This is a genomic window from [Rhizobium] kunmingense (assembly GCF_977018605.1).
On the sequence record NZ_CDRNXG010000001.1, the window covers coordinates 342,577 to 368,501 of the forward strand.

Below are 25,925 nucleotides of genomic sequence, written 5' to 3' on the forward strand. Positions count from 1 at the left end.
AGCGACAGTTGGCAGGTTCGCGACGGCAAAACTTCACATTTCTGCAACGCACCATGTTGTGATCGCAGGTGCGAAATGTTTAATTGACGCGGGGCTGGCTTACTCGAACGAGGAGCCGAGCGATGAAAAGGATCGACCAGCTTGAGGGGCTTCGCGGCCTGCTCGCCGTCTGGGTTGTCGCCGTACACCTGCTTCCCGCATCCGGTATCGAACCGGAAGGCTTTGGACCTTTCCAGGCACTTTTCAATGAAAAAATCCGGGTGCAGATCTTCTGCATCATGAGCGGCTTCGTGATCTTCATGATGATGTCCGCATCGCATGAGGATTACAAAACCTATCTGAAACGCCGGGTGCTGCGCATCTATCCGGCCTTCATGCTCGCCTTCGTGCTGTCGATCCTGACGGCGAACATCGCCTATCAGGCGGTGGCTCACGCCGATTTCGGGAGCGTGCGCAATGCTGGCCGGCTGGTGATCCTCGACGAGAGTTTCCTCAATTGGCCGTGGCACCTGATCAGTCATGCGACGCTCACTCACGGGCTGGTCCCCGAGGACTGGCTGAAATTCGGTTCCTATGCGTTTCTCGGCCAGGGCTGGAATGTGTCCACCGAGTTCCAGTTCTATCTGATCGCGCCGTTCGTGTTCTTCTTCCTGCACCAGCCGCTACGCTGGCTGCGGGTGCTGTTCGTTGTCGGCAGCCTCGCGGTGATGTGGAAGCTGCGCTATTATCCGAACGGCTCGTTCCTGGTCTATTACGCGCCCTATTTCGTAGCCGGCATGGCCAGCTATTATCTCTGGAAACGCCGGTGGCAGGATCGCCGGTTTCTCAACCCGGTCACCGTCATTGCCGCCGCCGTGCTTATCGGTGCAGTGGATCTTGCCATCGGCGGCTGGATCTTCGTCTTTGGCTTTGCCGTGATGATCCGCGACCAGCGGCAGAAGAAGGATCCGGTGACGCGCTTCCTCGAAAAGCCGGCGATGACCTTTCTCGGCACCATCTCCTATTCGCTCTACCTGCTGCACATGGTGCCGCTTTATTGCTGGATGTATCTGCTGAACGGCCAGGGGTTCAGCCAGCCGGTCTATTTCGGGCTGCTGTCGGCGCTGACATTCGCCACCGCCATTCCGCTCGCCATGCTGTCGCAGAAATATGTCGAACAGGCCTTCTACGCCTCGAAGACCCACAAGCTGGCGCAGAACCGGCATGTCGGGCACGGCCATGCCGGCGCCATGGCACGCCGCTAGCCGAGGACGAGCCGAACCACGAGGCCGGCAATAGCGCTTGCCGCAAGCACAGGCACCATGCCGGCCTTGGCAACGAACAGCAGAAAGGCCGAGCCCGCGAACAGGATGGCGGCAACGGGATCAAGGCTGGCGATGACCGGCGCCGGCACGGCGAGGCCGATAGCAGGGGCGAGTTCGGCTGTCTGCACCTCGCGGAAGACGACATGCAGGCCGAACCAGATGGCGAGGTTGAGAATGACGCCGACAACTGCCGCCGTGATCGCCGACAGAGCACCGGACAGCATGCGGTTGCCGCGCAGCCGCTCGATATAGGGTGCGCCGGCAAAGATGAAGATGAAGCTCGGCACGAAGGTCGCCCAGGCGACGAGCAGCGCGCCGGCGATGCCGCCAAGCACGCCGAAGGCCTCCCTGAAACCGGTGAGAAAGCCGACGAAGGAGAGGACGAGGACCAGCGGTCCCGGCGTCGTTTCCGCCAGCGCCAGGCCATCCAGCATTTCGCCGGGCTTCAGCCAGCCATATTGCTCGACGCCGACCTGGGCCACGTAAGCCAGTACCGCATAGGCGCCGCCGAAGGTTACCAGCGCCATTTTCGAGAAAAAGGAGAAAAGGCTTGCCAGGCCTTGAGGGGCGGAAAAGAGCCAGAGGACCAGCAACGGCGATTGCCAGACGAAGATCCAGCCGATGAATGTGGCAATCGCTCTTGCCGCAGGCGGCCTTGCCGGTAGGTCGCCGAGATCGGCAAGGGACGCCGTGACGCCTACCCGCCGTGCGTTGATGAAGCCGGCAATGGCAGCGGTCAGAACCACGAGCGGGAACGGTACGGAAAAAACAAACAGCGCCACGAAGGCCGTGGCCGCGACGAGACAGAGGAAACCGCTTTTCAGCGTCTTCTTCGACAGCCGGATCACCGCCTCGACGACGATCGCCAGAACCGCAGCCTTCAGCCCGAAGAACAGGCCGGCGAGCCATGTCGTTTCCTGCCAGAGCGCATAGGCGGCGGAAAGCGCCGTGATGACGAAAAGGCCGGGCAGGACAAAGAGCAGACCGGAAATGATGCCGCCGCGGGTGCCATGGGTCAGCCAGCCGATATAGGTGGCGAGCTGCTGCGCCTCGGGACCGGGCAGAAGCATGCAATAGTTCAGGGCATGGAGAAAACGCTCCTCGGAAAGCCAGCGCTTCTCCTCCACCACGGCGCGGTGCATCATGGCGATCTGGGCTGCCGGGCCGCCGAAGCTCAGGCAGCCGATGCGGGCGAAGACGGCGATCAGCTCGGCGAGCGTCGGATGTGCGTCAGCCTGTCTATCCGTCTCACCGACCACTGCCATGCGTTCTCCCACCCTCCAGCACCCTATGCAGGCCAGCACCCCATGCAGGCATGCGCCTCTTTAAAAATGTCATGTAAAGACTGTATGACGGAGACCGTCGGCCGCTGCCTTGCTGAGGTCAAACTCACCGGGCAGTCATCACCCGCCCGTGCGTTAACCTGCCGCGACCGCCGTTGTTAATCATGTCGGGCTTCATGCTGCAGAGCGGCAACGAAAATTTCGGGCTCGTTCTTGACTCCCCCCATGGCCACCCTTATCTCGGGCTCCGTTAGCACTCTCAATCGACGAGTGCTAAGCGAGCTCCTCAGGTCTATCCAGACCTGTCCATGTCATTTGATCGAGGGATTAGACAATGGCAAGCACAACTTTCCGCCCCCTGCACGATCGCGTTGTCGTAAAGCGCGTCGAGTCTGAAGAAAAGACCAAGGGCGGCATCATCATTCCGGACACCGCCAAGGAAAAGCCGGCTGAAGGCGAAATCATCGCCGTCGGTCCGGGCGCACGCGACGACAAGGGCGCACTCGTTGCACTCGACGTCAAGGTCGGCGACCGCGTCCTGTTCGGCAAGTGGTCGGGCACCGAAGTCAAGCTCAATGGCGAAGACCTTCTGATCATGAAGGAATCCGACATCATGGGCGTTATCGGCTGATTGCCGGTTTCTCTTTCATCGTAATTTGCTGACACCCCTTTTCAGGAGTTCCCAACATGGCAGCTAAAGAAGTAAAATTCGGCCGCTCTGCGCGCGAAAAGATGCTGCGCGGCGTCGACATCCTCGCTGACGCAGTTCAGGTAACGCTCGGCCCGAAGGGTCGTAACGTTGTTATCGACAAGTCCTTCGGCGCTCCGCGCATCACCAAGGACGGTGTATCGGTCGCCAAGGAAATCGAACTTGAAGACAAGTTCGAAAACATGGGCGCCCAGATGGTCCGCGAAGTTGCTTCGAAGACCAACGACATCGCCGGCGACGGCACCACGACTGCAACCGTTCTGGCCCGCGCGATCGTTCGCGAAGGTGCAAAGGCCGTTGCTGCCGGCATGAACCCGATGGACCTGAAGCGCGGCGTCGATCTCGCCGTTGCAGAAGTCGTCAAGGACCTGCAGGCGAAGGCCAAGAAGATCTCCACCTCGGCTGAAGTTGCCCAGGTCGGCACGATCTCCGCAAACGGCGACAAGCAGGTTGGTGCAGACATTGCCGAAGCCATGCAGAAGGTCGGCAACGAAGGTGTCATCACCGTCGAAGAAGCCAAGACCGCTGAAACCGAACTCGAAGTCGTCGAAGGCATGCAGTTCGACCGCGGCTACCTGTCGCCCTACTTCGTGACCAACCCGGAAAAGATGATCGCCGATCTCGACGACGCTTACATTCTCCTTCACGAGAAGAAGCTGTCGAACCTGCAGGCGATGCTTCCGGTTCTGGAAGCCGTCGTTCAGACCGGCAAGCCGCTCGTCATCATCGCTGAAGACGTCGAAGGCGAAGCTCTTGCAACGCTCGTCGTCAACAAGCTGCGTGGCGGCCTGAAGATTGCTGCCGTCAAGGCTCCGGGCTTCGGCGATCGCCGCAAGGCCATGCTGGAAGACATCGCCATCCTCACGGGCGGCACCGTCATTTCCGAAGACCTCGGCATCAAGCTCGAAAACGTCACCCTCGACATGCTCGGCCGTTCCAAGAAGGTTTCGATCTCCAAGGAAAACACGACGATCGTCGACGGCGCTGGCCAGAAGGCTGACATCGAAGGCCGCGTAGCCCAGATCAAGGCGCAGATCGAAGAAACCACTTCGGACTACGACCGCGAAAAGCTGCAGGAACGTCTTGCCAAGCTCGCTGGTGGCGTTGCCGTCATCCGCGTTGGCGGCTCGACCGAAATCGAAGTCAAGGAACGCAAGGACCGCATCGACGACGCTCTGAACGCGACGCGCGCTGCTGTTCAGGAAGGCATCGTACCGGGCGGCGGCGTAGCCCTGCTCCGTTCTGCTTCCAAGATCACCGTCAAGGGCGAGAACGACGACCAGGAAGCTGGCGTCAACATCGTTCGCCGCGCTCTGCAGTCGCTGGTTCGCCAGATCGCAGAAAACGCCGGTGACGAAGCTTCGATCGTGGTCGGCAAGATCCTCGAGAAGAACGAAGACAACTTCGGTTACAACGCCCAGACGTCTGAATATGGCGACATGATCGCCATGGGCATCGTCGACCCGGTCAAGGTTGTTCGCACGGCTCTGCAGAACGCAGCTTCGGTTGCTTCGCTGCTGATCACCACCGAAGCCATGATTGCCGAACTTCCGAAGAAGGAATCGGCTGGCGGCGGCATGCCTGGCGGCATGGGCGGAATGGGCGGAATGGACATGATGTGATCAGACCATAAGGTCTGATTGCAGCACTGTCCGTGAAAGCCGCCCATACACTTTAGGTGCTTCAGCGCGTCAAGCGCGCTGAAGTGGCGGCATGGACATGATGTAAGACCCATCGGGTCTTGCATCTGAGCCATCCGGTTCAGGATTGAGGAAAGGGCGGTCGCAAGGCCGCCCTTTCTGTTTGCATGCCGGGATAACCTTCATCCCGGCGAAACATCGCGGCCGTCAAACACATCCCGTGCTGAGAACAGTCCGTCGAGTGCTGCGGGAAAACCGGCATAGATCGCCATCTGCATTCAGATGGTTTGGAAACAACAGTTACTATCGGGTGAATTCACAACCCACGAGAGTACTATTTTAGATAGATGCAAAATAATAGCTTAACCGATACTCAATCATAATTACCTGTATCTACCCTCGCTCCCAATGCATTCTCTGCACAAGGGGCAATTCGATGAAGCATATCTCGATCGTCGGCAAGTTCATGGCCATCATGGCGCTGTTCGGCATTTTCGCCATCGCCATCGCGGGCTACAGCAGCTCGCGCATCTACCAGATCAGTGGTTCCTACAGCGATCTCCTGCACAAGGAGAGCATGGCTTCGCTTTCCATCGCCAGGGCCAACCGCTCTATCCAGATGGCACGCGCAGCGATAGGGGATCTGCTGATATCGCGCACGCCGGATGGCATCGCCATGGCGAAGACAGAACTGCAGCATGCGGAGGTGGGCTTTACCGAGCGCATGGATGCGGCGATCGGGATACTGCCCGACAATAAGGACCTCCAGACACTGAAGACATCCGGTCTGGCGCTCCTTCATCAGGCCTGCGCCCCGGCGATCAGGCTTCGTGAGGCGGCCGGCAGCGATGCCGAGATCGCAGCCTCGCAATCCCTCTTCCTTGCCGATTGCCATCCGCAATTCGCCGCTTTCGCCGAAAGCTCCACAGCCATTACCGACACGATCATCGACGGCGTGTCGGGCAGGGCGGAAGACCTCGGCACAGCCGCGAACAACACGGCGCTGACGACGCTCGGCGGCGTTCTCGTCGGCCTCGTCGTCGTGCTGTCCATCGGCTTCGTTGTCATCCGCAGCTGGCTGGTCAAACCGATCAAGACGCTGCAGCAGACGATGATCACGCTTGCCGGCGGCGATCTTTCGGTGGCGATCGACGGCGTGGAACGCCGCGACGAGATCGGCCAGATGGCCGGTGCCGTGCAGGTGTTCAAGGACAACGGCCTGCGCGGCCGTGAACTGGAACAGCAGGCGGAGGACGGCCGTAGTGCCCAGGAGGCGGATCGCCGCCGCACTGCCGAGGCTGATCGTATTCGCGCCGACAACATGGCGCAGGCAACACAGGGGCTCGCCGAAGGCCTGAAGGAACTGTCGGGCGGCAATCTGGGCTTCGAGCTAGACCGGCCGTTCAGCCCCGATTTCGAGGGGCTGCGCGCCGATTTCAACTCCGCGGTGGTGAAGCTGCGCGAGACGATGCGCGAGGTGTCGGAAGCCACCGGCGCGATCGACAGCGGTTCGCGCGAGCTGAGCCAGAGCGCCGGCGATCTTTCCAGGCGCACCGAACAGCAGGCCGCATCGCTGGAAGAAACAGCCGCGGCGCTCGACGAGATCACCTCGAATGTCGCCAACTCGTCGATCCGAACGGATGAGGCGCGCGGCATGGCGGTGGAGGCAAACCAGTCGGCGCTGCAATCGGGTGAAGTCGTCGCCAAGGCGGTAAGCGCGATGCAGAAGATCGAGCAATCGTCGGAACAGATCTCCAGCATCATCGGCGTGATCGACGAGATCGCCTTCCAGACCAACCTTCTGGCGCTCAATGCCGGCGTCGAGGCGGCACGCGCCGGCGAGGCAGGCAAGGGCTTTGCGGTTGTTGCGCAGGAAGTGCGGGAACTGGCCCAGCGATCCGCACAGGCGGCGAAGGAGATCAAGGACCTGATCCGCAATTCGGCCGAAGAGGTGAAGACCGGTGTGTCGCTGGTCAGCGCCACAGGCACCGCGCTTCAGGGTATTCGCAACCATGTGGCGGCGATCAACACCCAGCTCGATGCGATCGCCATTTCGTCGAAGGAACAGTCGGTCGGGATGTCGCAGGTCAATGTCGCCGTCAACCAGATGGATCAGGTGACGCAGCAGAATGCCGCGATGGTGGAAGAGGCAAACAGCGCCAGTGCCACGCTTGCCGGAGAAGCGGTGCGGCTGCGCACGCTGGTATCGCGCTTCGAGCTTGGCCGCGGCTTCGCTGCCGCGGCTCAGGCGACGCCTGCCATTCGCGCCGTGACGCCTGCATCCGCTGCGCGTCAGCAGACCTACGCACCGGCCCCCTCGCCCGCCCGTTCACTCGCCGGCAAGCTTGCCGCCGGGCTGGGACTGGCACCGAGCGCACAGGAAGCCAGCTGGGAAGAATTCTGAAACTTTCCGCAGCCATCGATGCGAAAAGGGGCGGTCGGACCGCCCCTTTTTTAATTAGCTTCTCGCGTTCGCAGACCGTCAGTAGACGTAACGACCGTTATGGGTCTTGCGATAGATGTTGCGCGAGGCGCGATCCTGCATGTTCTCGATCTTCTGACGCTCGCGGCGCGTCACGTAGCCATCGCGCGCCGCACGCGACTGGGCGCGGTCGATACGGTGCTGCTGACGGTCGAGCTGGCGCATTTCGCGCGGGGTCAGTTCGCCACGAACGGCACCCTTGTAGATGCGGTGGTTCTGACGATCCTCGCGAGCATCACCGCGCCATGTCTGAGCAAGGCTCGGAACGGCGGAGGCGATCACGAGGGCCAGGGCGCTGATAATGATCTTCTTCATGTCATTCTCCTCAATCAAAGTCGAACTCGCGTGATGTACCGTTTCGTACGTTTGCGAACTTGCCGGGATAACGGTGAACGCCCCCTGAAAGGTTCATTCACAAAGCGCAACAAAGCGTCACGAAACGGCTCACATTTTGGCGCCCGCGAGACTTACGGGAGTAACTGAAATTGGAAAATATCACGTTATTTCTTATACTTAAACTAAAATTCATTGACTTTTCCCGCGGAGCACGGCGTAAAATATGCTGATGACAGCCAGCGACGTTCTGCGCATTTTTCAGGCCATGCTGATCGGTGAACCGATAAGGTGCCACACGCAATTGTTCACCAATCGAAGACGAAGTGTCTCCAATCGTTCATCTTTCCGGCCAAATAGGAAAGTGGCACATAGGTTCCAGAGAATTCATCGATCGCCGCCGCAGCCGAAGGGGCCTGCCGGCATCGTCATCTGGAGAATACCATGTCTAGCACCCAGAACACCGTGATCCTCGTTGCACGGATCCTGTTGTCCTTCATCTTCATCTATTCCGGCTTCGGCAAGCTTACCGATCCGTCCGGTACTGCCGGCATGATCACCGGCGCCGGCCTGCCGGCCGCGACCGCTCTTGCCTATCTCGCCGGCCTGTTCGAATTCGTCACCGGTCTTGCCGTCCTCGTCGGCTTCCAGACCAAGATCGTCGGCTGGGCGCTGGCGCTGTTCTGCATCTTCACCGGCGCGGTCTTCCATTCCGGCACGGTTGCCGTTCCCGGCTGGCCTGACCCGGCGCTCGGCTGGATCAACGCACTCAACGGCATCATGCTGATGAAGAACTTCACCCTGGCCGGCGCCTATATCCTGCTCGCCACCTTTGGCCCCGGCGCCTACTCGCTCGACGCCCGCCGCGGCGCGGTTGCCGTCGCAGCCTGAACGCAAAGCCCATGAACGGAAAAGCCGCCGGACGCAGGTCCGGCGGCTTTTTAATGTCTCGATTATCGCATGATCAGCGGCGGATATTCTTCGCCAACCAGACGGTGGCACCGCCGCAGGCGGGGTCTTGGGAAATCTGGGCGACGACGGCAAAACCGTTCTTCGTCAGAAGCGCCTGATATTCCTCCCGCGACAGGCTGGCATGGAAAAGCGGTTCACCGCCGAAATTGCCCATCGCCACACCTTCGTAATGCCCCGAAGTGAACATCAGCGCGGCTCCGGGCCCCGCCATGGCACCGAAGCGGGGGAACATCGCCCGCTGGTCATCGGCATTCAGATGGAAGAAACTGTGCCAGGCGATGATGCCGTCGAACTTGGTCGGCACATAGAACTTGCGCATGTCGGCCTCGTACCAGGCCATGCCGGGAAAGCGCTCGCGGGCCAACCCGACAAGCGTCTTCGATGTATCGACGCCCGTGAGGTGGAAGCCGCGGTCGATCAGGTGCGCTGCCATCGGCTCGGCACCGCCGCAGCCGAGGTCCAGAACATGGCCGCGCGGATTGATGATGCGGGCGAAATGCTCCAGCCACGGCCTCTCGAACAGGGTGCGGCCACGCACCTTGTCGAAAGCGACCGCATTGCGCTCGTAGAGCCCGATGATATTGGCGTCCTCGCCTGCCATTACAGTCTCGCCTGCCATTCCAAGCGGCCCATCAGAGTGCCTTGCGCACGGCCTCGACGATCCGGCCAATGCGCGGATCACGATCGTGTTCGCCTTTGCGCGCACGCACGAGGCAGGCTTCCGACTTCAGGATCACGCCATCCGAAAGGATCTTCAGGTGATTGGCCTTCAAGGTCGAGCCGGTCGAGGTGATGTCGACGATGATATCCGCCTGTCCGGCAGCCGGCGCGCCTTCCGTTGCGCCGAGGCTTTCGACGATGCGGTAGAGCTGGATGCCGTGGCTTCCGGAAAAATGCTGCTGCGTCAGGCGCCAGTATTTGGTCGCGATCTGCAGCCTGCGGCCGTGGCGCGAGCGGAAATCGGCAGCGACATCGCCAAGGTCCGCCATCGTATCGACATCGAGCCAGATTTCCGGAACGGCGACGACGACATCGGCATGGCCGAAGCCGAGACGGGCGGAAATCTCGACCTTGCGGTCGCAATCGGCGAGGCCTTCGCGGATCAGATCCTCGCCGGTGACGCCGAAATCCACGGTCCCGGCACCGATCTCGCGGGCGATCTCGGAGGCCGACAGGAACGCGATCTCGATATCGTCATGGCCTTCGACCTTGCCGCGATAGGAGCGTTCGTTGCCGACGGCGACGATCGGAAGGCCGGCGCGTTCGAAGATCGCCGAGGCATCTTCCTTCATGCGGCCCTTGGAGGGCAGAGCAATGGTCATGATGGACATCAGCGCGCCCTCGCCTGTTCGATCCGGTCGAGCCAGAGCGAAAAGCCCACGGCCGGAATATCCTCACTTGCGCCGAGCAGCGTCATCAGCCGGTCGAAGCGGCCGCCGCCGGCCAGAACGGCATTGTCGCGGCTGACCTCGAAGACGAGGCCGGTATAGTAATCCAGCGGCCGGCCGAAGGCGGCGCGGTAGGTGACCTTGTCGAGATCGACGCCGAGATCGGCCATGGCCTCAGCCCGCGCTTCGAATGTGGCGAGCGCCAGGCCCATGGACAGGCCGGCCGCATCCGCAAAGCCGGCAAGCGCTGCCGGCGCCTGCGACAGCGGCAGTTCCAGCGACAGGAATTCCGTCAGGAGAACAAGAGCCGAGCCATCGAGCCGGGTTTCCGCGAGCGCCTGCTTTTCCTTCAGCCGTGTCGCGATTTCGCGCGGCGAGCGGCTGGCATTGGTGGAATAGCCGGTTGCCTGCATCGTCTCATCGATATGGGCGATCAGTGCCGCATCGTCCTGGTTCAGCAGGGCTGCCAGTTCGGGCGGCAGGCCGGAAACGGCTTGCGGGCTGGCCAGCGTCATCAGCAGCTGGCGCAGATGCGCATTGTTGCCGAACGACTGGATCAGCCGCTTCTGCCAGCCGGCCGGCAGGCCGAGCGCCTTGACGACGGCCTCGAACACCGCCTGGTCGCCGAGCGTGACGGTGAGCCTGCGGCCGGGGATGAGGTTTTCGAGGATCTGCATCGCATCGTTGACGGCGCGCGCATCGGCGGCAGCCGTCGCGATCTCGCCGAGATCCTCGATGCCGGCCTGATAGAACTCGTTGTCGCCTTCACGGCGCTGACGAAATACCTCGCCGAGATAGCAGTAGCGGCGCGGGGTGCCGGTGGCGTTGGCGATATGGCGAAGGCAGACGGGAATGGTGAATTCCGGCCGCAGGCAGAGGCTTTCGCCGGTCTCGCTCTCGGTGAGGAAGATACGCCGGCGCAGATCTTCGCCCGCCATGTCGAGGAACGGCGCGGCCGGCTGGATGACCGGCGTATCGATGCGTGCGGTGCCGCGTGCGGCAAACTCATCGAGCAGACGGCCCGAGAATTCGGGCATGTTGATCAGAGGCATGGCATCAGCCCCGTTCTTCCAAAAACTTGATCCGCCTGCGATCATCCGCCTGAACTGCGAGGATTTCCTTCACCTTGGCAACCAGATCGGCCTCGGCAATAGTTTCCTGCGCCACGCGGGCTTCACGCCACGAGGCGTTATCCTCGATCTCGCCGGACAAGCGCTTGCCCTCGATCAGGTCCTTGATCTGCACGACGCCGGTTTCGCGCTCGTCACCACCCTGAATGATGGCAATGGGGCAGCCGCGACGGTCGGCATATTTCAGCTGGTTGCCGAACTTCTTCCAGTTGCCCTGATACATTTCGGCGCGGATGCCTTCGGCACGAAGCGCCTGCGTGAAGCGCTGGTAGCGGCCCATGCTCTCGACATCGCCATCCATGACGGTGACGAGAACGGGGGCGACAACTTCGTCCTGACCTAGCTTGCCGAGGTTCTTCAGCGCCGTCATCAGGCGCGAGACGCCGATGGAAAAGCCGGTGGCCGGGACCGGCTGCCCCATGAAACGCGACACCAGACCATCATAACGACCACCGCCGCCGACGGAGCCAAAGACGACCTTCTCGCCCTTTTCATTGGTGACGTCGAAGGTCAATTCGGCTTCGAAGACGGGGCCAGTGTAATATTCGAGGCCGCGCACGACGGAGGGATCGATCTTGATGCGATCAGGACCGTAACCGGCGCTGGTTGCCAATGCACCGATGGTGTTCAGTTCGTTGACGCCTTCGCCGCCGTTTGCCGTGCCGGCAACGAGTTCAGCCAGTTGCGCGGCGCTTTCTGCGTAATCCTTGATGCCGACGAAGAACAGGACCTTTTCGATCTGCCCGGCATCCAGCCCCGCGCCCTTGGTGAAGTCTCCGCTCTCATCCTTGCGGCCTTCGCCGAGCAGCAGCTTCACACCTTCCGGGCCGAACTTGTCGAGCTTGTCGATGGCGCGCAGCACGTTCAGGCGCTGGCCGGCCTTGTCGTCGCCGCCGAGGCCGATCGCCTCCATGACGCCGTCGAGAACCTTGCGGTTGTTCACCCGGATCACATAGTCGCCGCGCTTGATGCCGAGCGCTTCCATCGTGTCGGCCATCATCATGCACATTTCGGCATCGGCCTGCACGCCCGGTGCGCCGACGGTATCGGCATCGAACTGCATGAACTGGCGGAAACGGCCCGGACCGGGCTTTTCATTGCGGAACACATAACCGGCGCGGTAGGTGCGGAACGGCAGCTGGATCTCGTTGAAATTTTCCGCCACATGGCGGGCGAGCGGCGCGGTGAGGTCGTAACGCAGCGACATCCACTGGTCGTCGTCATCCTGCAGGGAGAAAACGCCTTCGTTGGGGCGGTCGCTGTCAGGCAGGAATTTGCCGAGCGCATCGGTATATTCGAACAGCGGCGTTTCGACCGGATCGAAACCGTAACGCTCGTAGACCTCGCGGATCTTTGCCGTCATCTCGTTGGTCGCATGGATATCGGCAGCCGAGCGGTCGACAAAACCGCGCGGCAGGCGGGCCTTGAGTTTCTGGGGCTTCTTCTGTTTGTCGCTCATGATCGGATATCCATTGCTTTGTGGCCTGTTGGAAAGGCCGAAATACGAGCGGTTTCTTAGAGGATGAAGCCTTGAGCGGCAAGGGCGGCGGCTGGCGAAGTGTCGGAGCGGATGGTATATATCACTCCACCTTTAGGGATCATCGCCATGAACAAGCGCGTCACGATCGAAATGCCGGATGAGATGCTGAAACTCGTCGAGGAATATGCCGCCGAAAAGGGCGCGGCACCGGATGCCTATATGCTTGGAGTGATCGAGCAGCATCTGGAGGACCTGCACGACATCGCGCTGGCGGAAGCGGCGATGGAGCGGATTCGCAACGGTGAGGACAAAGTAATCGGCTCCGAGGAGTTCTGGCGTGGTTTGGACGATTGAATATTCCACGCATGCACAGAAGCAGGCCAGAAAACTCGATCCCGTCACCCGCAAGCGCATCCGCCAATTTCTCCATGAGCGCCTTGCAGCACACGAAAATCCTCGCGAACTCGGTGCTGCACTCAAAGGCCATGCGCTCGGCGGCTATTGGCGATACAAGGTTGGCGATCATCGCCGGCAGGTTTACCGTTAATCCATGATCCTCGAAGCTCTCCAGTTTGCTGCCACCCGGCCCGTCACGGCCGCCGAGTTCCGGCCGTTCATCCGCTCCTCGGTCAATCTCTGGTCGCGCGCCAATCGCTGCGCCTCCGCCTGGCGTCCGCATGAGGAGATGTGCAAGAGCCATATCCGCGAGACGATAGCCGGCATGCGGCAGCGGCGCACGGCGGTCGTGCTCGGCTCCGGCCTGTTGCGCGATGTACCGATCCTCGATCTGGCGCGTGCCTTCGATACGGTCGTGCTGGTTGATCTCGTGCATCTGGCCGGCGTCAGATGCTGGATCGGGGCAAGGCGGCTATCCAATCTGCGGCTGATCTCCCGCGATCTTTCGGGACTTTCCGATGTGCTGGCGGGAGGCGTTGCGGAGCCGCTCTCATTTCTGCGGCAGGTGCCCTATGTCGATCTCGTCGTTTCGGCCAACATCCTGTCGCAGATCGGCGTCGGCGCCCGCCGGCAGCTTGAGCTTGACCGATCCGGCAAAGCGGACGCGACCGTCGCCACGCTGGTCAGGGCGCATCTCGACGGCCTGTCCGCCCTGCCCTGCCGCACGGCGCTGCTGACCGATATCAGCTACCGGGTGACGGATCGCGGCGGTGCGGTGCTGGAAGACGCCGATCTTCTGTGCGGCGTGCCTGCGCCCAGGGCCTCGGCGAATTGGGACTGGGTGGTGGCGCCCTATGGCGAACTGGGGCGCGACCGGCAGGCGGTGCACCGGGTGATTGCGGCACGACCGGCGTGAGCAGCACGGGCAACACGACGCCATGACGCAACACGCCGATCAGCATGACGTGATCCCTGCCCCAGTTGATTTCGCCCCGTAGGCGCATATTTTTCCCACCATGAAGCAACTCGCCGCCATGATGATGTTTGCCGCCTGGCTGCTTTACGGAGCGATGCCGGCCATGGCCCGGCCTGCCATCCCGATGGCAGAGGCTTCCTTATCCGTGGGTGAAGCACCGCAACACGCGCAGCATCACACGACGAAGGCATTGGATGCGCATGTCGCGTCATCCGACCAAACCATGCATCATGACGGACAACAGCCCTGTCCACATGGCAGCGGCAAGGGCTGCGTTGCGCCTTTCTGCGCAGCCTGTCTGGTGCTTCTGCCGGAGATCGCCTTTGGCGATCCCGGCCGGTTCATCCACCCGCAGCCGGAGCCGCAGGACGGTCCGGCGCTTGTGCTTGGCAAGACCCGGCCGCCGGTGCCGCCGCCCCGCGCCTGAGATCTCTTCGCGCTAACACACGACCCGATTTTCAAGGACACGGAAGGATACCTCATGTCCAGGACCACGATCATCACGGCTGCCGCGATCGCCTTCGCCTGCGCCACACCGCTCGCCTTCGCCCAGGAAATGAAGGGCCACGACCATTCCGCCATGCATTCGACCGCGGGCAACGACAATGCATCGACCACGGCCTACAAGGCTGCCAATACGAAGATGCACGAAGGCATGGCGATCGCGTTTTCCGGCGATGCCGATGTCGATTTCGTCCGCGGCATGATCGCCCATCACCAGGGTGCGATCGACATGGCGAAGGTCGAGCTCGAACACGGCAAGGATGCGCAAATGCGCAAGCTCGCCGAGGATGTGATCACTGCGCAGGAGGCGGAGATCGCCGACATGCAGGCGTGGCTGAAGGCCAAGGGGCTGTAAGGATAGCGACACCCGCCCTTCTCCCCGTCCTGACGGGGAGAAGGTGCCGACAGAAGGATAAGGGGCCCTCATCCTCTCGCTTCGCTCCTGCCCTTCTCCCCGCAAGCGGGGCGAAGGGGTACGCCGCTCCCCTTCAGCCATACTCGACCATACCGCATTCAGCGTCACCCAAGCTTTGCCGCTCGTGCCGCTTGCCCACCTCCGCATCCTCCTCCATATCTAATGACGGAGATCTGAGGACATGCGCGCGATTACCGCCATCGGCTTCGATGCCGACGATACGCTCTGGCAGAACGAGCACTATTACCGGCTGACGGAGGAGCATTTTCAAAACCTGCTCGGCGATTTCGCCGAGGGGGCGGATGTTTCCGCACGGCTGCTGGAGGCCGAGAAGCGCAACCTCGAATATTACGGCTTCGGCATCAAGGGCTTCACCCTGTCGATGATCGAGACAGCTGTCGAGATCACCGAGGGCAAGGTGCCGGCGAAAACGATCGGCAAGATCCTCGAGATCGGCCGCGACCTGCTGCGTCACCCCGTCGAATGCATGCCGCATGTGGAGGAGACGCTCGAAGCGCTGAACGGACATTATCTGCTGGTGCTGATCACCAAGGGCGACCTGTTCGACCAGGAGCGCAAGCTGGCGCAATCCGGCCTTGGCGATTATTTCGACGCGGTGGAAATCGTCTCGGAAAAGAACGCAACGACCTATCGGCGCATCTTTCACAAGCTGGCCGACGGGCCGGAACGGGCAATGATGATCGGCAATTCGCTGAAATCCGACATCGTGCCGGCGATTGCCGCCGGGGCCTACGGCGTGTTCATACCCCACGCGCTGACATGGGTTCTGGAACATGTCGATGCCCCGGAGGATGCCCCGCGGTTTCGCCAGATCGAGCATCTGGGCGAGCTTTCGGGCGTGCTCGACAGGATCATGGCCGCGTGAAGCGGTCCTTGCGAGTTCACGGCCGCCTGAAATTCAACCGCGCCTCGGCCACCTCCGCCTGGCAGAAGCAGCCGTCGAGATGGTCGTTGACCATGCCCATTGCCTGCATGAAGGCATAGACGGTGGTCGGGCCGACAAAACTCCAGCCGCGTTTCTTCAAGGTCTTCGACAGTGTGACGGACACCGGCGTGGTCGGGTTGGCGCGCAGCGTATCGAGGTCCATGACGGCTGGCCGCGTCTCGGCACCGGGTTCGAAGCTCCAGAAGAATCTGGCAAGCGAGCCGAACTCGGCCTTCAATTCGATGGCGCGGCGGGCATTGTTGATGGTCGAGACGATCTTGCCGCGGTGGCGGATGATGCCGGCATCCTTCACCAGCCGCTCGATATCCTCCTCGCCGAACTCCGCCACCTGATTGAAATCAAATCCGGCAAAGGCTGCGCGAAAATTCTCGCGCTTGCGCAGGATCGTCAGCCATGACAGGCCGGACTGAAAGCCTTCGAGGCAGATCTTCTCGAACAGACGGAAATCGTCCGTCACCGGACGCCCCCATTCCTCGTCGTGGTAGCGGCGGTAATCCTCCAGCCCGCCATGCCAGAAGCAGCGTCCCTTGCCATCCTCACCGATGATGATGCCCGCCATTTCCTTCTCCCAGACCATCGCTTTTCCAATCGTTAACGGCACTTGCGCCAGGTTCAGCATCGCGCAACCATGTTTGAACACCGGCGGGTAACCCTGCCAAAAGCTATATCGGATTTAGCGCCCGAAAGCCGCCACCCGTTTACCATTCGCTTTGAGCTTGCATTCACCATCCGCTGCAACGGGCCCGGTTTATAGGGGGCCTTTCGGTGATTGTAACGAGTGGATCCGATCATGAAGGCGAAACTTCTTCTGGCGCTTGGCCTTGCCGCGCTTTTTTCGACATCGGCCCTGGCCAATGACCGTTATCGCGAACGGCCACCGGTGAAAGTGAGCCCCGACCTGGCGGCTCCGTGGCTGATGCAGCTCGGCGCCCAGCCGCAGCGCGGCGAGGCCCGAGGACAGGCCAGATCGCAGGCAGGCCAACAGGTTCGCCAGCAACAGCAGCCCGTCCGGCAGATGCGCCCGCAGGTGGTGACGGGCCAGCGCAACTATTACCCCTCGGCGCCAAGCCGGCCGGGTGCCGCCCGTCCGGTTCAGGCGCAGCAGCCGGCCCGAGCGCCGGTGGTGCGCCGCGGCATATTCGGCGACAACACCCAGGTGCAGCAGGCGGCCGTGCGGCCGAACCGTGTCGTCAAAAGCCAGCTCGAGCCGCAGTTCCTGCCGCAGACCGTCGCCTATGATACGCAGTATCCGTCGGGCACGGTGGTGATCGATACCAACAACCGCTTCCTCTATCTGGTTCAGGATGGTGGACAGGCGATGCGTTACGGCGTCGGCGTCGGCAAGCCGGGCTTCGAATGGGCCGGCGAACACAAGGTGACGCGCAAGGCGGAATGGCCGAACTGGGTACCGCCGAAGGAAATGATCGCCCGCGAGGCGGCCAAGGGCCATTACCTGCCGGCGCGCATGGATGGCGGACCGGAAAATCCGCTCGGCGCCCGCGCGCTCTATCTCGGCTCGACGCTCTACCGCATCCACGGCACCAATGCGCCCTGGACGATCGGCAGCGCCGTGTCTTCCGGCTGCATCCGCATGCGCAACGAGGACGTGACCGACCTCTACGGCCGCGTGCCGGTCGGCGCCCGCGTCATCGTGATGTAATCGCAGACCACCGCCACCTGTGGCCGGATCGCAACGATCCGGCCCATTTGTGACGGTCCGGCAGGTCACAATCGACCGGGCTTGCCTTGCCCTTACGCCTCTAGCGGGACATTTTGCCTCAGCTTATAGTTTCAGTTGAACGAGGGGTAAGGATGAAATCGCGTAAATTGTTGCTGGCGTTGGCCGGCGTGATGTTTGCAGTCGCCACCACCACGGTACCTGTGAACACAGCGAGCGCCCAGGCGCAGACGACCGCAAGCGATGTCGCGCCGAAGATGCGCAACCGCGAGGTACCGGCCAAGTATCAGCGCCGCAGCGTTCGGTTCACCACCAACGAGGCGCCGGGCACGATCATCGTCGATACCAACAACAAGTTCCTCTACTATGTCGAGGGCCGCAACCGCGCGACGCGTTACGGCATCGGCGTCGGGCGTGAAGGGTTCGGCTGGTCGGGCGAGGTGAAGGTCGGCCGCAAGGCGGAATGGCCGACATGGACGCCGCCGGCCGAAATGCGCGCCCGCGAGGCACGCCGCGGCATCAAGCTTCCCGTCGTCATGCAGGGCGGCCCGGAAAACCCGCTCGGCGCTCGTGCGCTCTATCTCTACAAGGGCGGCCGCGACACGATCTTCCGCATTCATGGCACCAACCAGCCATGGTCGATCGGCCTCAACCTGTCCTCCGGCTGCATCCGCATGATGAACAAGGATGTCGAGCATCTGTATTCACGCGCGCCCGTCGGCACCAAGGTCGTCGTCATCGGCCCCGGCTCGAAGCCCGGAGACGTCGCCTTCAGGGACCGCGGCATCGACATCTTCCGCACCATCTTCGGCGGCTGACACTGCCATGAACCGGAGGCGTTTCGCACGCCTCCGGCCCTGTCTGCAGACATAAAAAGGCCCGGCGCGGATCGTCCGGCCGGGCAAGAGGCAGGGCTATTGGCTATCACCCTGCGGGGAAAACTTCAGATCCTCAATGAGGCACGCGGTCAGCGTCTGGCGGAGCGCTGGAACCGCGTGCGGGCACGCTGTGTCGCGGCCCCGGCCAGAAGCCTGGACGGGTCGTCGAACGTGCCGGAATGATCGAGCGCGGCGACGACATCGCGGCGGCTAAGTCCGATATCGTCAAGCATCCGATCATCCATTTGCGACAAGCCCTGGGACGCGATGCGATTGCGGAGAGCGCGCCATGCGGATTTGAGGCGAGCCACGACGCTCGTCCCTACCACGCCGGCCGAGGCAATCGCCGGGCCTGCTGCAAGCTTGAATTCGGTTCCGCATTCGGTCGTGCTCATCGCGATATCCTTTCATCGGGCACGGTCAGGCGTCTCCCGCCGCGGTAGCGAACGGGACGACGGTAAGACAACGGCGCTTCCTTGGAGGCGCTTTTGCTTTTCAGATTTGCACACGTTATCGGCGAAACGTATTGATCAGTCCAACGAATGTTTCTAATGATGATTATCAACTTCACTGATGGATTGCGCCCATGTCCGCTCCCCTCGATATCGACCAGTTGCATACTTTCATCGCGATCATCGATACCGGCAGCTTCACCAAGGCGGCAGACCGGGTCTTCAAGACGCAATCTGCCGTTTCGATGCAGATGCGCAGGCTGGAGGAGCGGATCGGCAAGCAGCTGTTTGCCAAGGATGGCCGCGGCAACCGGCTGACCGCCGAGGGCGAGAAGCTGATGAACTATGCAAGGCGCATCATCCGCCTCAACAACGAGGCGATCGCCGCCTTCGACGACAACCGGCTTGAAGGTACGATCCGCATCGGTACACCGGACGATTATGCCGACCGCTACATGCCGGAAATCATCGGCCGGTTTGCTAAGACGCATCCGAATGTCGAGCTTTACATCGTCTGCGAGCCCTCGATGAGCCTTGCCGAGAAGATGGCGCGGGGCGAGCTGGATATCGCGCTCGTGACACATAACCCGCGGCAGCGGATTTCCGACGTGGTGCGGACCGAGCCGCTCTGCTGGGTGGCATCGGCCAACCATCCGCTGAAGGACGACGCGCCGGTGCCACTGGCGCTTGGGCGACGCGACTGTCTGTGGCGGCAGCTTGCCTGTTCGGCGCTCGATGCGGATGGGCGGGAATATCAGGTTCTGTTCACCAGCTGGTCGGCGACCGTGGTCGCCGCCGCCGTGATGACCGGCATGGCGGTTTCGGTCCTGCCGGAATCGGCGCTGCGCCCCGGCATGCGCGTGCTGTCTTCCGCCGACGGCTTTCCGCCGCTGCCGCCGGTTCAGATCGGCCTGATGAAACGGCCCGGTCTTTCGCCTTCGCTGATGAACGCCATCACCGACCACATCACCGCCTGCCTCGACAACATCTCGCCGGCGGCGGTTCCGGACGATCTGGACGGCGATGCCAAAGGCGGGCGTCAGGCACGCGCCCGTTCGGGCCAGTTGGTGACGACGGGGTGGTGAAGCGTATCTATCCCGCGCCGGCCTTGCGCGCGGAGACATAGGCGCGCAGGACATTCTGCATCTTCGTCAGATGCCCCTTCCCGTTACTATCCTCGTAGAAGAAATCGAATACCTCGCGGTCGACCTTCAAATGCACCGAGCGCTTCTCGGGATGAACAAGCTCAGCCTTGTCCCAGAAGTCAGCTCCGAGATCCTCTACCGCTGATGCCGAGCTCCCGGTGCCTAGCTTGCCGGCATCCTTCATCGCTCTCAGCTCAGCCAGAGAGGCTTTTCTGATATCTTGATCGCTCATCTCGACCTCCTTTCCAGGCTGTTATGAGTCGCCGGACGTTGCCGCGATCGGTGAACACGACGACGAAGCACTCGTCATCGACCATTCCCAATGCAATGTGACGAAGTTCACCGTAGTCGGCCCGGTCGTCCACCCTTACGGTGACAGACCGCTCGAAGATCAATGCGGCGTGGAGGATATCCACTCCCCGCTCGCCCAGAACCTGCTGACGCTTCGCCTCATCCCATTCGAACTCCACGGTCGCCCCCGCCTACCCAAGCTCGTGCGATCAAATCGTACACCGAAAGCGTACACACACAAGGCCAGTTTACGGTTGACGCGAGAACCAGAGATCATAATTTAGGGTCGCACACAAAGCCACCTCCGATCGGATAAACCTATCATGCTGACACTTCGCCAGATGCGCTATTTCGAGGCGCTGGCCGCCACGCGGCATTTCGGCAAGGCGGCGGCGATGGTGCATGTCAGCCAGCCGGCGCTTTCCACCCAGATCATGGAAATGGAAGACAATCTCGGCACGAAGCTTGTGGAGCGCAACCGCGCCGGCGTGCTTTTGACGCCGAAGGGGGAGGATGTGCTGCGGCGTATCCGCATCATTCTCGGCGAAGTGGAACAGCTGAAGGAAGCGGCGCGCGACAGGGGCGGCGTGCTGTCCGGGCTTATCCGCATCGGCATCATCCCCACCGTCGCCCCCTATCTGGTGCCGCGCCTCGTGCCGCATCTGCGAACGGCCTATCCGGCAATCGAGATCGAGCTGAAGGAGGCGGTGACCGACAGGCTGATGGCCGAGCTTGCCGACGGCCGGCTCGATGCAGTGATCGCGGCCTTGCCTGTGGAGGCGGAGAATATCGCGGTGACATCGCTGTTTGCCGACCGCTTCTTCATGGCGATGGCAAAGAACGACCGCGATGTGCTGACCTCGCCACTCAGTGAAAACCAGGTGGATGCCGACCGGCTGCTGCTGCTGGAGGAAGGCCATTGCCTGCGCGACCAGGCGCTGGCCGTCTGCGGTACGGCCGGCAAACGCAGCCTCGTCAATTTCGGCGCCACATCGATGGCGACGCTGTTGCAGATGGTCTCGCACGACATGGGGATGACGCTGATCCCCGAGATAGCCCTGCCATCGGAGACGGTACGCAACAACCTCAGAATCGTGCCGTTTGCCGAGCCGGTCCCTGCGCGCGAGATCGGGCTGATCTGGCGCAGATCCAGCGGCCGATGCGACGACATGGCGGCGCTCGGCCAGGCCGTGGTCGCCGTCGCGCCGGTTGCAACAGGCGCCTAGTTGAGTGCCAGCCAGACGACCTGCCAGACCCACATCAGCATCAGCGTGAAGAAGCCCGCCATGAACAACGGACGACGGTAACGCAGCCGGTTGCTGGTCAGATGGACGTAGGAATGGGCATAGCGAGAGGCGACGAAGAGCCAGCCGAGCGCGACCGTGCCCCAGTTATCGGCTGTCGATGCATAGAGCGTCAGGCTGACGGCATGGAACAGGACCGGAAGCTCGAACTGGTTGCGGATGTTGTTGTTGACCAACAGGCTTTCCGCCGGCTCGGTCAGGTTTTCCCGGAACTGGCCGGCTTGCGCACTGCCGGATCTGACGGCGGCGAAGCGTCTTCTCGAAAGCAGCCAGTAAAGGAAGAAGACGAGCGCCGCATGGGCGATCATCGGCCAGAGCGTGGCATTGGTGGACAGCATGTTTCCTCCCGAAGCATTTTAGAAACGCTGTGCATTCGAATGGACGCACAGTGCTCTATTTCCCTTGATCTACGCATAAAGGGTTCGGCCCGGATCACAAATGGAAAAGCCGGACCGCTTTGGCGGCCCGGCTTTCTGTTGCGACGGTCTTTTGGGACCGTTACGAGCTGACGCCCGGATAGTTGGGGCTTTCGCGGGTGATCGTCACGCCATGCGGGTGGCTTTCGCGAAGGCCGGCGCCGGAGATGCGCACGAAGGTGGCCTTCTCCTGGAAGTCCTTGATGTCCTTACCGCCGACATAGCCCATGGCCGCCTTGAGGCCGCCGGCCAGCTGGTGCAGCACGGCCGAGACCGGGCCCTTGTAGGGAACCTGGCCCTCGATGCCTTCCGGCACGAGCTTCAGCGTGTCGCGCACTTCCGCCTGGAAGTAGCGGTCTGCCGAGCCACGCGCCATGGCGCCGACGGAGCCCATGCCACGATAGGCTTTGAACGAGCGGCCCTGGTAGAGGTAGACTTCGCCCGGGCTTTCGTCGGTGCCGGCCAGCAGCGAGCCGACCATGACGGCCGATGCGCCGGCGGCAATCGCCTTGGCAACGTCGCCGGAGAATTTCAGGCCACCATCGGCGATGATCGGGATACCGTGCTTGTTGCCTTCCTCGACGGCGGCCATTACGGCGGCCAGCTGCGGCACGCCGACACCGGCAACGACGCGGGTGGTGCAGATCGAACCCGGACCGATGCCGACCTTGATGCAGTCTGCGCCGTAATCGATCAGCGCCTTCGTGCCTTCCGACGTCGCGACATTGCCGGCGATGATGCGGATGGCATTCGACATCTTCTTCACTTCGGCAACGGCATCGAGAACCTTCTGGGAATGGCCGTGGGCGGTATCGACGACGATGACGTCGACGCCTGCATCGATCAGGCGCTCGGCGCGCTCGCGGCCGTCTTCACCGGTGGAGATGGCGGCAGCAACACGCAGGCGGCCCTGCGCATCCTTGGCGGCATTCGGGTTGAGCTGCGACTTCTCGATGTCCTTGACGGTGATGAGGCCGACGCAGCGGCCGTCATTGTCGACGACAAGAAGCTTTTCGATGCGGTGCGAATGAAGAAGACGCTTGGCTTCGGACTGCTCGACACCGTCCTTGACGGTGATGAGGTTGTCCTTCGTCATCAGTTCGAAGATCTTCTGCGACGGGTCGGAGGCGAAGCGAACGTCGCGGTTGGTCAGGATGCCGACGAGGCGGCCCGGACGGCCGCCGTTCTCGACGACCGGAATACCGGAAATGCCATGCGACTTCATCAGCGAAAGGGCTTCGGCGAGCGTCGCATCAGGGCCGATCGTGACCGGGTTGACGACCATGCCGCTTTCGAACTTCTTCACCTGGCGAACCTCTTCGGCCTGTTCGACCGGCGTGAGGTTGCGGTGGATGACGCCCATGCCGCCCGACTGCGCCATGGCGATCGCCAGACGGCTTTCGGTGACCGTGTCCATTGCCGACGACAGGATCGGCAGGGTGAGGTCGATATCCTTGGCGATGCGGGTGGAGATATTGGTCTGGCCCGGCATGATTTCCGAGTGTCCCGGCTGGAGGAGCACATCGTCAAAAGTAAGCGCTTCCGCGCCGGTTGCCGAGATTACGATCCGTGCCATTGCCAGTTCCTTCGTTTGAATAGGCAGAATCCGCCGGAAAAGGGCAAAGTCCCTGTCCGGTTGCTTCTGCAAGAAATGCTTGGAAGTTGGCGAGGGCTGGTAACACGATCATGACAGGAAGGAAATAGAAAAATCCCGGAGGGGAGACCCTCCGGGATTGCATAGCTCATGGCGTGGGCAAACATTTCGCATTGTGGGCCCTCCCGGATCAGGCGACAGTACCCTGTCTGCCGCTCGAAGTTCCCATACCTCCGATTGTTTCCGATTTGGGAACTTGCTGCATGGAAAGCGAATGAACGTCATCGCCAAATCCGCGCTGGTGAACTTCTGGAGCAGTTTGCCGAGTGGCGCTCCACGGCAGGCCGCTCAGGCTGCGATGACAGAATGGTATGCGACGGCTTCAAAGGCCACATGGAGCAATTTCGCGGAGTTGAAGAAGACCTTCAATTCGGCGGACATGGTGGCAGGCAACAAAGTAATCTTCGATGTCGGCGGCAACAAATATCGCATCGTGGGTCTGGTGGCGTTTCGCTCCAAGCGCATCTACGTACTTTTTGTCGGCACGCATACGCAGTATGATGCGATCAACGTAGGCGAGCTTTGAGAGACAGGGAGATCGACATGCTGAACCTCAAGTCCTTTCGCACCCTGCAGAACGAGGCCGAATATAAGGCAGCACTCCAGGAAGTGCGACCGTATTTCGAAAGAGAACCTGCGGAAGGGACGGACGAAGCCGCGCATTTCGATGCACTCGTGTTGCTGATCGAGCAATATGAAGCCAGGCATTACCCGATCCCGGACGCGAGCCCGATCGAGGTCGTTAAATCGGTCATGGCCGCCAATAACTACACGAGAGCCGACCTTGTGGCCGTCATCGGCTCGAAGGCGCGGGCAGCGGATCTTCTCAACGGAAAGCGGGAAATCAATCTCGAACAGATTAGAAAACTCGCCAAGGAGTGGAACATTCCACCGGCAGCCTTGATAAGTGGCGGTTCCGCCTGAGGCGAAAGTTCATCAGTGCGGTGGCGCCGCGTCTTGCTGAGAAAACAAAAAGACCGAGGCCACCCGCGCGGGTGGCTTTGGTCGTTTCACAGCATGTCACCCAACAGATCAGATGTCGAACTGATAGCTCTTCGGTACGAAACGGTAGCCGGTTTCCTGCTTCTCCGCATAACCGACGGCCGGGAACGGCATGTGATAGCCGAGGAAGGCGACCTTGTCGGTGGCGATCATGTCGAAGACCTTCTTTCGGGTTGCAGCGGCGGCCGCCTTGTCCATGTCGAAGCGCACTTCCCAATCCGGGCGCTGCAGCGAGAGAACGAAGTGGTTTGCCGTATCGGCCGTCAGGATCAGCCGCTTGCCGCCCGATTCGACGTTGAAGATCATCATGCCGGGCGTGTGGCCGGCGGCCAGCATGCCGGTGATGCCAGGGGCGACTTCGCCGCTCTCGCCGATGAAGGTCATCTTTTCGGCGAGCGGCTGGACACTGGCGAGCACGGCCTTGTGATTGCCTTCGGCGCCCGTGCCGGCGCGGGCGGTATCGACCCAGAAGTCATATTCCGTCTGACCGGTGATATAGCTGGCATTCTCGAAAGCCGGCTTGCCGTCTTCCATCAGGCCGCCGATATGGTCGCCATGAAGGTGGGTCAGCACGACCTTTGTGACATCCGCCGGCATGTAGCCCGCAGCGGCCATGCCCTCGATCAGACGGCCCGCACCCATGGCGCGGCCGGCCTTGCCGAAACCGGTATCGAAGAGGATGACCTCGCTGCCGGTATCGATCAGCGTCGGCGAAAACGCGTTGACGAACTGGTCCGCCGGCAGGAAGTTTTCCGACAGCAACGCGCCGACGGTCTCTGCCGACTGATCGGTGCCGAAGGTCTCGTTCGGCGTGCCTGAGGCGCGGGCGCCATCCTTGACGACGAGGACGTCGAAGGAGCCGACCTTGAACTTGTGAATATCCGGTGGGGTGACACGGTCGATGGCCAAATCACTGCTCGCTTTGCTCGTATCCTGGGCGAAGGCCGCCCGGTTTGAGATGATCGCCGGTGCGGCCAGCATGGTCATGCCCGCAGTTCCCAGCAATGTTCTTCTTCCGATGCCCGTTCCCGTCGTTCCGGCCATGGCCCGCTCCCTTGCAATCGACATATCAGATGCGTCAACTTAGCGCCCGGTTGCGAAAAGTTGACGATCATCACGCCAGAAA

Annotated in this window: 30 protein-coding genes and 1 pseudogene; 17 read left to right on the forward strand and 14 right to left on the reverse strand. The window is 61.6% G+C overall.

Going from position 1 to position 25,925, the window contains the following annotated elements:
- Positions 1–122: 122 nt before the first annotated feature.
- The gene (locus AC0JZ4_RS01835; protein WP_471884760.1) at positions 123–1,244 is read left to right on the forward strand and encodes an acyltransferase family protein; all 1,122 of its coding nucleotides are present in this window, start codon (positions 123–125) and stop codon (positions 1,242–1,244) included.
- Here AC0JZ4_RS01835 and chrA read toward each other — a convergent pair.
- The gene (chrA, locus tag AC0JZ4_RS01840; RefSeq protein ID WP_471884761.1) at positions 1,241–2,569 is read right to left on the reverse strand and encodes a chromate efflux transporter; all 1,329 of its coding nucleotides are present in this window, start codon (positions 2,567–2,569) and stop codon (positions 1,241–1,243) included. The genes AC0JZ4_RS01835 and chrA overlap by 4 nt on opposite strands.
- A 352-nt stretch (positions 2,570–2,921) precedes the next feature.
- On the opposite strand from chrA, the gene groES reads away from it, so the two are divergent.
- Complete coding sequence (gene groES, locus AC0JZ4_RS01845; protein ID WP_471884762.1) at positions 2,922–3,218, forward strand: co-chaperone GroES; 297 nt, start codon at positions 2,922–2,924, stop codon at positions 3,216–3,218.
- Between the two features lie 56 nt (positions 3,219–3,274).
- Entirely contained in the window at positions 3,275–4,918 is a 1,644-nt protein-coding gene (gene groL, locus AC0JZ4_RS01850) for a chaperonin GroEL (RefSeq protein ID WP_471884763.1), read from the forward strand.
- A gap of 200 nt (positions 4,919–5,118) precedes the next feature.
- Here groL and AC0JZ4_RS01855 read toward each other — a convergent pair.
- Positions 5,119–5,214, reverse strand: a pseudogene (locus AC0JZ4_RS01855) (carboxymuconolactone decarboxylase family protein); the annotation flags it as partial.
- 158 nt (positions 5,215–5,372) lie between these two features.
- Between AC0JZ4_RS01855 and AC0JZ4_RS01860 the strand changes: the two are divergent.
- Positions 5,373–7,340, forward strand: a complete 1,968-nt coding sequence (locus AC0JZ4_RS01860) for a methyl-accepting chemotaxis protein (protein ID WP_471884764.1) — start codon at positions 5,373–5,375, stop codon at positions 7,338–7,340.
- 78 nt (positions 7,341–7,418) lie between these two features.
- Here AC0JZ4_RS01860 and AC0JZ4_RS01865 read toward each other — a convergent pair whose 3' ends face one another.
- A complete protein-coding gene (locus AC0JZ4_RS01865) occupies positions 7,419–7,733 on the reverse strand; it encodes a hypothetical protein (protein WP_471884765.1) in 315 nt (104 codons plus the stop codon).
- A 462-nt stretch (positions 7,734–8,195) separates the two neighbouring features.
- Here AC0JZ4_RS01865 and AC0JZ4_RS01870 point away from each other — a divergent pair, with 462 nt between their 5' ends.
- Positions 8,196–8,642 (forward strand): DoxX family protein, encoded by a 447-nt coding sequence (locus tag AC0JZ4_RS01870; protein WP_471884766.1) that lies wholly within the window; start codon positions 8,196–8,198, stop codon positions 8,640–8,642.
- Between the two features lie 73 nt (positions 8,643–8,715).
- Here AC0JZ4_RS01870 and AC0JZ4_RS01875 read toward each other — a convergent pair whose 3' ends face one another.
- The 4 genes from AC0JZ4_RS01875 to hisS are packed head-to-tail and all read right to left on the reverse strand — an operon-like array spanning position 8,716 to position 12,700.
- The gene (locus AC0JZ4_RS01875; RefSeq protein WP_471884767.1) at positions 8,716–9,324 is read right to left on the reverse strand and encodes a class I SAM-dependent DNA methyltransferase; all 609 of its coding nucleotides are present in this window, start codon (positions 9,322–9,324) and stop codon (positions 8,716–8,718) included.
- A 31-nt stretch (positions 9,325–9,355) separates the two neighbouring features.
- On the reverse strand, positions 9,356–10,054 hold the full coding sequence (gene hisG, locus AC0JZ4_RS01880; protein ID WP_471884768.1) for an ATP phosphoribosyltransferase: 699 nt from the start codon (positions 10,052–10,054) through the stop codon (positions 9,356–9,358).
- Positions 10,054–11,163, reverse strand: a complete 1,110-nt coding sequence (locus AC0JZ4_RS01885; protein ID WP_471884769.1) for an ATP phosphoribosyltransferase regulatory subunit — start codon at positions 11,161–11,163, stop codon at positions 10,054–10,056. The genes hisG and AC0JZ4_RS01885 overlap by 1 nt, the downstream gene beginning before the upstream one ends.
- Before the next feature lie 4 nt (positions 11,164–11,167).
- Positions 11,168–12,700 carry a histidine--tRNA ligase gene (gene hisS / locus AC0JZ4_RS01890; RefSeq protein WP_471884770.1) on the reverse strand — a complete coding sequence of 511 codons (1,533 nt, stop codon included), beginning with the start codon at positions 12,698–12,700 and terminating at the stop codon, positions 11,168–11,170.
- Between the two features lie 147 nt (positions 12,701–12,847).
- Here hisS and relB point away from each other — a divergent pair, with 147 nt between their 5' ends.
- The 6 genes from relB to AC0JZ4_RS01920 all read left to right on the forward strand — a co-directional run bounded on the left by relB (position 12,848) and on the right by AC0JZ4_RS01920 (position 15,898).
- Entirely contained in the window at positions 12,848–13,075 is a 228-nt protein-coding gene (gene relB, locus AC0JZ4_RS01895; RefSeq protein ID WP_471884771.1) for a type II toxin-antitoxin system RelB family antitoxin, read from the forward strand.
- Entirely contained in the window at positions 13,059–13,268 is a 210-nt protein-coding gene (locus AC0JZ4_RS01900; protein ID WP_471884772.1) for a type II toxin-antitoxin system RelE family toxin, read from the forward strand. Before relB ends, AC0JZ4_RS01900 begins: the two co-directional genes overlap by 17 nt.
- A gap of 3 nt (positions 13,269–13,271) precedes the next feature.
- Positions 13,272–14,033: a hypothetical protein gene (locus AC0JZ4_RS01905; RefSeq protein WP_471884773.1), complete on the forward strand. Its 762-nt coding sequence runs from the start codon at positions 13,272–13,274 to the stop codon at positions 14,031–14,033.
- 100 nt (positions 14,034–14,133) lie between these two features.
- A complete protein-coding gene (locus AC0JZ4_RS01910; RefSeq protein WP_471884774.1) occupies positions 14,134–14,520 on the forward strand; it encodes a hypothetical protein in 387 nt (128 codons plus the stop codon).
- Between the two features lie 54 nt (positions 14,521–14,574).
- Entirely contained in the window at positions 14,575–14,952 is a 378-nt protein-coding gene (copM, locus tag AC0JZ4_RS01915; protein ID WP_471884775.1) for a CopM family metallochaperone, read from the forward strand.
- 241 nt (positions 14,953–15,193) lie between these two features.
- Complete coding sequence (locus AC0JZ4_RS01920) at positions 15,194–15,898, forward strand: HAD family hydrolase (RefSeq protein ID WP_471884776.1); 705 nt, start codon at positions 15,194–15,196, stop codon at positions 15,896–15,898.
- 16 nt (positions 15,899–15,914) lie between these two features.
- Here AC0JZ4_RS01920 and AC0JZ4_RS01925 read toward each other — a convergent pair whose 3' ends face one another.
- Positions 15,915–16,556, reverse strand: coding sequence for a DNA-3-methyladenine glycosylase I (locus AC0JZ4_RS01925; protein ID WP_471884777.1), 642 nt, complete (start codon positions 16,554–16,556; stop codon positions 15,915–15,917).
- Between the two features lie 213 nt (positions 16,557–16,769).
- On the opposite strand from AC0JZ4_RS01925, the gene AC0JZ4_RS01930 reads away from it, so the two are divergent.
- Both AC0JZ4_RS01930 and AC0JZ4_RS01935 read left to right on the forward strand, forming a co-directional pair.
- A complete protein-coding gene (locus AC0JZ4_RS01930; protein ID WP_471884778.1) occupies positions 16,770–17,639 on the forward strand; it encodes a L,D-transpeptidase in 870 nt (289 codons plus the stop codon).
- A gap of 152 nt (positions 17,640–17,791) precedes the next feature.
- On the forward strand, positions 17,792–18,475 hold the full coding sequence (locus AC0JZ4_RS01935) for a L,D-transpeptidase (protein WP_471884779.1): 684 nt from the start codon (positions 17,792–17,794) through the stop codon (positions 18,473–18,475).
- Positions 18,476–18,624: 149 nt separating this feature from the next.
- Here the strand turns inward: AC0JZ4_RS01935 and AC0JZ4_RS01940 are convergent, their stop codons facing one another.
- The gene (locus tag AC0JZ4_RS01940) at positions 18,625–18,930 is read right to left on the reverse strand and encodes a YjiS-like domain-containing protein (protein ID WP_471884780.1); all 306 of its coding nucleotides are present in this window, start codon (positions 18,928–18,930) and stop codon (positions 18,625–18,627) included.
- Between the two features lie 191 nt (positions 18,931–19,121).
- Between AC0JZ4_RS01940 and AC0JZ4_RS01945 the strand changes: the two genes are divergently transcribed.
- On the forward strand, positions 19,122–20,072 hold the full coding sequence (locus tag AC0JZ4_RS01945; RefSeq protein WP_471884781.1) for a LysR substrate-binding domain-containing protein: 951 nt from the start codon (positions 19,122–19,124) through the stop codon (positions 20,070–20,072).
- Between the two features lie 7 nt (positions 20,073–20,079).
- Here AC0JZ4_RS01945 and AC0JZ4_RS01950 read toward each other — a convergent pair whose 3' ends face one another.
- Both AC0JZ4_RS01950 and AC0JZ4_RS01955 read right to left on the reverse strand, forming a co-directional pair.
- Entirely contained in the window at positions 20,080–20,364 is a 285-nt protein-coding gene (locus tag AC0JZ4_RS01950) for a BrnA antitoxin family protein (RefSeq protein WP_471884782.1), read from the reverse strand.
- Positions 20,327–20,602 (reverse strand): BrnT family toxin, encoded by a 276-nt coding sequence (locus tag AC0JZ4_RS01955; protein ID WP_471884783.1) that lies wholly within the window; start codon positions 20,600–20,602, stop codon positions 20,327–20,329. The genes AC0JZ4_RS01950 and AC0JZ4_RS01955 overlap by 38 nt, the downstream gene beginning before the upstream one ends.
- Positions 20,603–20,746: 144 nt before the next feature.
- On the opposite strand from AC0JZ4_RS01955, the gene AC0JZ4_RS01960 reads away from it, so the two are divergent.
- Positions 20,747–21,649, forward strand: a complete 903-nt coding sequence (locus AC0JZ4_RS01960; RefSeq protein WP_471884784.1) for a LysR substrate-binding domain-containing protein — start codon at positions 20,747–20,749, stop codon at positions 21,647–21,649.
- Here AC0JZ4_RS01960 and AC0JZ4_RS01965 read toward each other — a convergent pair.
- On the reverse strand, positions 21,646–22,065 hold the full coding sequence (locus AC0JZ4_RS01965) for an MAPEG family protein (protein ID WP_471884785.1): 420 nt from the start codon (positions 22,063–22,065) through the stop codon (positions 21,646–21,648). The two genes, AC0JZ4_RS01960 and AC0JZ4_RS01965, sit on opposite strands and share 4 nt — an antisense overlap.
- A 160-nt stretch (positions 22,066–22,225) precedes the next feature.
- A complete protein-coding gene (gene guaB / locus AC0JZ4_RS01970) occupies positions 22,226–23,719 on the reverse strand; it encodes an IMP dehydrogenase (RefSeq protein WP_471884786.1) in 1,494 nt (497 codons plus the stop codon).
- 292 nt (positions 23,720–24,011) lie between these two features.
- On the opposite strand from guaB, the gene AC0JZ4_RS01975 reads away from it, so the two are divergent.
- Together AC0JZ4_RS01975 and AC0JZ4_RS01980 are read left to right on the forward strand one after the other, a co-directional pair.
- Positions 24,012–24,323: a type II toxin-antitoxin system HigB family toxin gene (locus AC0JZ4_RS01975; RefSeq protein ID WP_471884787.1), complete on the forward strand. Its 312-nt coding sequence runs from the start codon at positions 24,012–24,014 to the stop codon at positions 24,321–24,323.
- 17 nt (positions 24,324–24,340) lie between these two features.
- Complete coding sequence (locus tag AC0JZ4_RS01980) at positions 24,341–24,721, forward strand: helix-turn-helix domain-containing protein (RefSeq protein ID WP_471884788.1); 381 nt, start codon at positions 24,341–24,343, stop codon at positions 24,719–24,721.
- Positions 24,722–24,829: 108 nt separating this feature from the next.
- Here the strand turns inward: AC0JZ4_RS01980 and AC0JZ4_RS01985 are convergent, their stop codons facing one another.
- Positions 24,830–25,843 carry an MBL fold metallo-hydrolase gene (locus AC0JZ4_RS01985; RefSeq protein WP_471884789.1) on the reverse strand — a complete coding sequence of 338 codons (1,014 nt, stop codon included), beginning with the start codon at positions 25,841–25,843 and terminating at the stop codon, positions 24,830–24,832.
- Positions 25,844–25,925: the final 82 nt, after the last annotated feature.